Source organism: Burkholderia sp. Ac-20392, assembly GCF_017104585.1.
In the GTDB taxonomy this organism is placed as follows: Bacteria; Pseudomonadota; Gammaproteobacteria; order Burkholderiales; family Burkholderiaceae; genus Burkholderia; species Burkholderia lata.
The window spans coordinates 1-5,711 of record NZ_JAAGPB010000509.1 but is presented as its reverse complement, the minus strand read 5'-3'; the positions used below and the strand labels follow the sequence as shown (position 1 = coordinate 5,711).

5 protein-coding genes and 1 pseudogene are annotated in these 5,711 nt (G+C 69.1%); 4 read left to right on the top strand and 2 right to left on the bottom strand.

The annotated features are described in order from the left end of the window. Positions 1 to 294: pseudogene (locus G3N99_RS33365) on the top strand (MFS transporter); the annotation flags it as partial. A 99-nt stretch (positions 295 to 393) separates the two neighbouring features. On the opposite strand, the gene G3N99_RS33360 reads toward G3N99_RS33365, so the two are convergent. Beyond that, positions 394 to 822, bottom strand: coding sequence for a pyridoxamine 5'-phosphate oxidase family protein (locus G3N99_RS33360; protein ID WP_241011987.1), 429 nt, complete (start codon positions 820 to 822; stop codon positions 394 to 396). Between the two features lie 333 nt (positions 823 to 1,155). On the opposite strand from G3N99_RS33360, the gene G3N99_RS33355 reads away from it, so the two are divergent. From G3N99_RS33355 to G3N99_RS33345, 3 genes are all read left to right on the top strand, one after another. Next, positions 1,156 to 2,682 (top strand): aldehyde dehydrogenase family protein, encoded by a 1,527-nt coding sequence (locus G3N99_RS33355; protein WP_174940180.1) that lies wholly within the window; start codon positions 1,156 to 1,158, stop codon positions 2,680 to 2,682. A 320-nt stretch (positions 2,683 to 3,002) separates the two neighbouring features. Continuing rightward, on the top strand, positions 3,003 to 3,557 hold the full coding sequence (locus tag G3N99_RS33350; RefSeq protein ID WP_206124501.1) for a hypothetical protein: 555 nt from the start codon (positions 3,003 to 3,005) through the stop codon (positions 3,555 to 3,557). 216 nt (positions 3,558 to 3,773) lie between these two features. Next, entirely contained in the window at positions 3,774 to 4,808 is a 1,035-nt protein-coding gene (locus tag G3N99_RS33345) for a helix-turn-helix domain-containing protein (protein WP_174946933.1), read from the top strand. A 186-nt stretch (positions 4,809 to 4,994) separates the two neighbouring features. Here the strand turns inward: G3N99_RS33345 and G3N99_RS33340 are convergent. Continuing rightward, a partial coding sequence (locus tag G3N99_RS33340) for an ADP-heptose--LPS heptosyltransferase (RefSeq protein ID WP_206124500.1) occupies positions 4,995 to 5,711 on the bottom strand: 717 nt, incomplete at its 5' end.

The window sequence follows — 5,711 nt, the reverse complement described above, 5'->3', positions numbered from 1 at the left end:
GGCGCGACGCTGCGTGCGGCGGCGCGGCTCGCGACCGGCGATCTCGCGGGGGCGGCGGCTGCGCTGCCGGGTGTCGGGCATGCCGCGCTGCTCGCGAGTTACACGCATGCGTTCGATCGGTTGTTGATCGGGCTGGCGGTCGTGACGGTGCTGTGTGCGGGGGTGGTGTTTGCGTTTCTCGGCGGCCGGCAGGCGGCCGATGAAACGGGCGGCGACACCGACGAGCACGCGCATGCCGACGTGCCGGTGCGCAGCCGGATCGAAGCGGCTTGTGTGGAGACGCACGTGCGTTGAGCGTCGAGTTATCGCGTACGGGCGCTCCGGCCACGGCGGCCGGAGCGCCGTCTTGTTTCGTCATCGCTGCATTCGCCCGCTGACGATCAGCCGTGTCCATCACGCCAGCACCAGCGGCGGCAGCGCCGCATCCGCCCGTGCCTGCGCCTGTTCCACTTCAATCACCACATAGCGCCGTGCATCGGGCCACAGATGCGCGCGGCTTGCCACCTCCTCGTCGATCGTCGCGCGGCCCTGCACGAGCCAGGTCGTCTGGCGCACGAAGTCGACGAACAGCAGCGCGACGGCCGGATTCACGAGCAGGTTGCCGATCGTGTTGAACAGGTTGTTGCCCGCGAAGTCGGGCAGCACGAGCGTGCGGCGGTCGGGCATGTCGACGAGCGGCTCGAACGAGCCGTCCGCGCGCGGCTGGCGGCCGCGGTACGAGCAGTCGCTGTTGCCGGCCGCGTCGGCGGTCGCGACGATCAGGAACGCCTGCTCGCGGATGAACGCGATGGCGTCGTCGGTCAGGGGGCCGAGGTCGTTCATGGTGTCGGTCGGCGCACATGCCGTTGCGTGGGAATGCGTATGGCGTACGCAAGCGACATGCCACGCGGCGTGGCCGGCAGCCGTGCGCAGGTGTGTCGGCGCACTGTGGAAATTTCGAACACCGTGCCGGCGCGCTGTGCAGTCGCACTGTTCAGAATCGGCACACCCGCCATGCTGCGTCGGTGAACACGGCACGGTGCGCACGCGGGCCGGCCGTGGTCGCCGCGCTTCCGTCCTGCTTCCGTCCCGTTTGGCACGCATGTTGCGTAAACGGGTGCAGCGCAATTCCAACCGGCGCTGTACTCACACAAGCACGATGAACAGGAGACATGTATGAACCCGTTTGACCTGAAGCAACTGGGCCTCGACGTCGAATACCCGTACCGTCAGCAATACGACAACTACATCGGCGGCAAGTGGGTTCCGCCGGTGAAAGGTGAGTACTTCGAGAACGTGTCGCCGATCAACGGCCAGCCGTTTTGCCGCATCCCGCGCTCGGGTGCCGACGACATCGAGGTCGCGCTCGACGCCGCCCATGCCGCGCGCCGCAAGTGGGGCAAGACGTCCGTCGCGGAACGCGCGAACCTGCTGCTCGCCGCCGCGGACCGGATGGAAAAGAACCTGAAGCTGCTGGCCGTGGCCGAGACGATCGACAACGGCAAGCCGCTGCGCGAGACGATGGCGGCCGACCTGCCGCTCGCGATCGACCACTTCCGCTACTTTGCGGGCTGCATCCGCGCGCAGGAAGGCGGCATTTCCGAAATCGACGACAACACCGTCGCGTATCACTTCCACGAGCCGCTCGGCGTCGTCGGCCAGATCATCCCGTGGAACTTCCCGCTGCTGATGGCCGCGTGGAAGCTCGCGCCGGCGCTCGCGGCCGGCTGCTGCGTGGTGATGAAGCCGGCCGAGCAGACGCCCGCGTCGGTGCTGGTGCTGATGGAACTGATCGGCGACCTGTTCCCGGCCGGCACGATCAACATCGTGAACGGCTTCGGCAAGGAAGCGGGCGAAGCGCTCGCGACCAGCAAGCGCATCGCGAAGATCGCATTCACCGGCTCGACGCCGGTCGGCAAGCACATCCTGCGCGCGGCGGCCGACAGCCTGATCCCGTCGACGGTCGAACTGGGCGGCAAGAGCCCGAACATTTTTTTCGCCGACGTGCTCGACCAGGACGACGCGTTCCTCGACAAGGCGCTCGAAGGGCTCGCGATGTTCGCGTTGAACCAGGGCGAAGTGTGCACGTGCCCGTCGCGGATCCTGATCCAGGAATCGATCTACGAGAAGTTCATCGAGAAGGCGGTCGCGCGCGTCGAGCGCATCAAGGCCGGCCACCCGCTCGACCTGCAGACGATGATCGGCGCGCAGGCGTCGCAGCAGCAGCTCGACAAGATCCTGTCGTACATCGACATCGGTCGCGGCGAAGGCGCGCAATGCCTGACGGGCGGCGAGCGCACGGCGCCGGCGGCGGAACTCGGCACGGGCTACTACGTGAAGCCGACGATGCTGCTCGGCAACAACAAGATGCGCGTGTTCCAGGAAGAGATCTTCGGGCCGGTCGCGTCGGTGATGACGTTCAAGGACGAGCAGGACGCGATCGAACTCGCGAACGACACGTTCTACGGGCTCGGCGCAGGCGTATGGACGCGCAACGGCACGCGTGCGTACCGGATGGGCCGCGAAGTCGAGGCCGGCCGCGTGTGGACCAACTGCTACCACCTGTATCCCGCGCACGCGGCGTTCGGCGGCTACAAGCAGTCGGGGATCGGCCGTGAGACGCACAAGATGGCGCTGTCGAACTATCAGCAGACGAAGTGCCTGCTGGTGAGCTACCAGGCCGAAGCGCTCGGGTTCTTCTGATCCGCGCGTGGGCGCCCTGGCCGGCCGGCAGTGGTATGCCGGCTGGTCAGGGCGCCGAGTTTCAGCGTCAGCGGCGAAGTGTCGGATGCCGGATGGTCGTCGATCGCGTGTCGCGCCGGGCGACGTGGCTGCCTGGCCGACGACCGGTGCGCGGATGCATGCCGTGCGGCCGACCGGTGATCCGGAGATTGGCCGTTTCCGCCCATTCGCATTCGTCACCCGGCGCCGGCCGCGCATTGCCGCGGCCTTCGCCGGAAACGATACCGATGGTCGTTTGCTCGCGGCGGCAAGTTGAGCCGGCGCGCCGGACGTAAAACCCCATGTCAGAACCGCCCCGATCCTATCCGCGCCATCCCGTGTTCCACGCGGGCGAGCTCGACGCGCATCACCGCTTTGGCGTCGCCGACGAAGCCGAGCGGATGAGCGACGTCGTGACGACGCGGCTGAGCATCGGCGTGCGGCAGTTCATCGAGACGCAGCCATTCATGTTCGTCGGCACGGCGTGTGGCGGGCAGGCGGGCATGACCTGCGACATCGTGCAGAGCCGGCGCGATGCGAACGGCGACCTGCTGCCGGTCGTGCGCGTGATCGATACGAAGACGCTGCGCTTCGTGCTGCCGGTGTACGGCGAGAACGACGGCGGCCGGGTCGACGCGGCGCGGTGCAATGGCAGCGGCGTCGGGTTGCTGTTCGTCGACTTCATGCGCGGTATCCGTTACCGGATCAACGGGCGCGCGACGCTGCGTACGGATCTGTCCGAGGCGGATGCGGCGCCCTGGCCGGCCGGCAGCGCGATCGTCGAGCTGGCGGTCGCGCAGGCGTACGGCAATTGCGGCACGCGGGTCGTGCGGCTGCGGCCCGCGAACGGCGGCTAGCCGGCCGTCGCGTATCGCCGACGGAGCGGAGCGTACCGGGTGCGCCGGCGTGGCGCGTGCCGCACTGGCGGGGTGCGTACGGCGGCGCGTTTGGACACGCGTGCATGGCGCGCACAGGCCGTGAAGCGTCGAATGAAGGGCTTTGCGCGGGTCGCGCACGGTTCGGCACGGGAATTGCGTGACAGGCGCGGTTCCGGGCAGGAGAGGGAGGACACGATGGACCAACACGTGGCGTGCAGCGAAGAACCGACGGCCGAAGACACGCGGCGCAACGCGCAGGGCGACGATGCGCTGGCCGGGCAGGCAGTTGTCAGCGTCGCCCATGACGCGGACGAGCAGGCGCGCAACCTGATCGGCTGGCGGCAGACCTACGACCAGCTCGCGGCTGGCCGCTTCGTCGGCACGCTGACCGAGCTGCCGCTCGACACGATGAAGCTGTTTCGCGAATCGACGAGCCATCTGCTGCGCCAGGCGTGCGAGGTGCGCGGCGATGCGTACTGGTTCGGCATCCCGCTCGTGTGCGACGGCACCGCGCGCGTCGATGCGTGCCGCATCGGCCCTGGCGCGCTCGCGTTCCGGCCCGGCAACGTCGAATTCGAACTGGTGACGCCCGCGCAGTTTTCGATCTACGGCGTCGTCGTGCGCGGCGACGTGCTGCGCCGCTATGCGGAGGAGGTCGAGCGCCGGGCGCTCGACGAGCGGCTGTTCACGCAGCGCGTAATGCAGGTCGGCGATGCGCGGCTCGCGCGCCTGTGTGCGTTGCTCGGCCGCCGGCTCGATGGTGCGGTGGCGATGTCCGGCCCGCTGGCCGACGCGCAGCGCGACGACCTGCAGGCCGAGGTGCTGGCCGCGCTGTTCGACGCGTGCGCGCAACCGGCCGACGACGAAACCGGCCGCGCGCCGTCGATGCGCCGCTGGATCGTCGAACAGGCACGCGACTACGTGCTCGCGCACCGCACGCGCCCGGTCGGCGTGCCCGAGCTGTGCGAGCAGTTGCACGTGAGCCGGCGCACGCTGCAGTACTGTTTCCAGGACGTGCTCGGCATGGCGCCCGCCACCTATCTGCGCACGCTGCGGCTGAACGGCGCGCGGCGTGACCTGTGCGGCCGCGCGGCCGGTTCGGTGCAGGATGTGGCGGAGGCGTGGGGCTTCTGGCATCTCAGCCAGTTCGCGACCGATTACCGGCGGCTGTTCGGCAAGCGGCCGTCGGAGACGCTGCGCGATCGCGCGGTGATGGTGGCGGTGGGGTGAGCGCGGGGCGGTAGTCGGAGCGGTTCTGGCTTTGGCTTCGACGCTGGCTTTGGCACCAGCACCGGCACCAGCACCAGCACCAGCACCAACTCGGCTCCAGCTCGGCTCGGCTCAGGCTCCGGCCCACACGGCGCGTACCCGCAGCTACGCTTTCGGCCTCGCAACTGGCCGCCGCACCCTGTTTCCCTAATCGGCCGTAGCCGCCGCCTCGCGCGGCGCGGGCCACGCCAGCGCATCCCAGTCGATCGCGCGATAGGCAGCCTCGACCGCCGCGAGATCGGCCGGCCGCTCGCTGCGATGCAGCCCGCGCAATTCGGTGGGCACATCGAGCGCGACAGGCACGCAATGCGGATAGTCGCGCACGCGCAGTGCCGGCCCGATCGTCGTAAAACACGCGAGCGTCGGCACGTCGAAACCGTCGGCGAGATGCAGCGCGGCCGTGTCGGGCGCGAACAGCAGGCTGGCACCCTTGACCCATGCGATGAACCGGGCCGTATCGTCGGCCGCATCGGCGCTTACGTCGACATAGGCGGGATGCGAAACGGGCCCGAACCCCGCCACCGGCAATCCATAGCGCTGCGCGAGTTGCTCGACGAACGTTGCCCGCAGCGCCGGCGGCACGCTACGCAACGCGGTGCTCGCGGTCGGGCAGAACAGCACGTACGGGCGTCGCCAGTCCTCAGGCAACGCAGGCAGCGGCATTTGCGCGAGCCAGCGGTTGCGCTTGGCCGACGCCGGCACCGACGCGGGTTCGACACCAAGCGCGTCGAGGAAGAAATCGATCATCGGCAGCCGCGCGAACGCGGGCCAGTACAGGTGATTGCCGACGTCGATGCACGGCGCATCCGCCGGCAGCGCGTCGGCGGGGTACGGCAGTGCGCGCGACGGCGCGACGATGTCGGA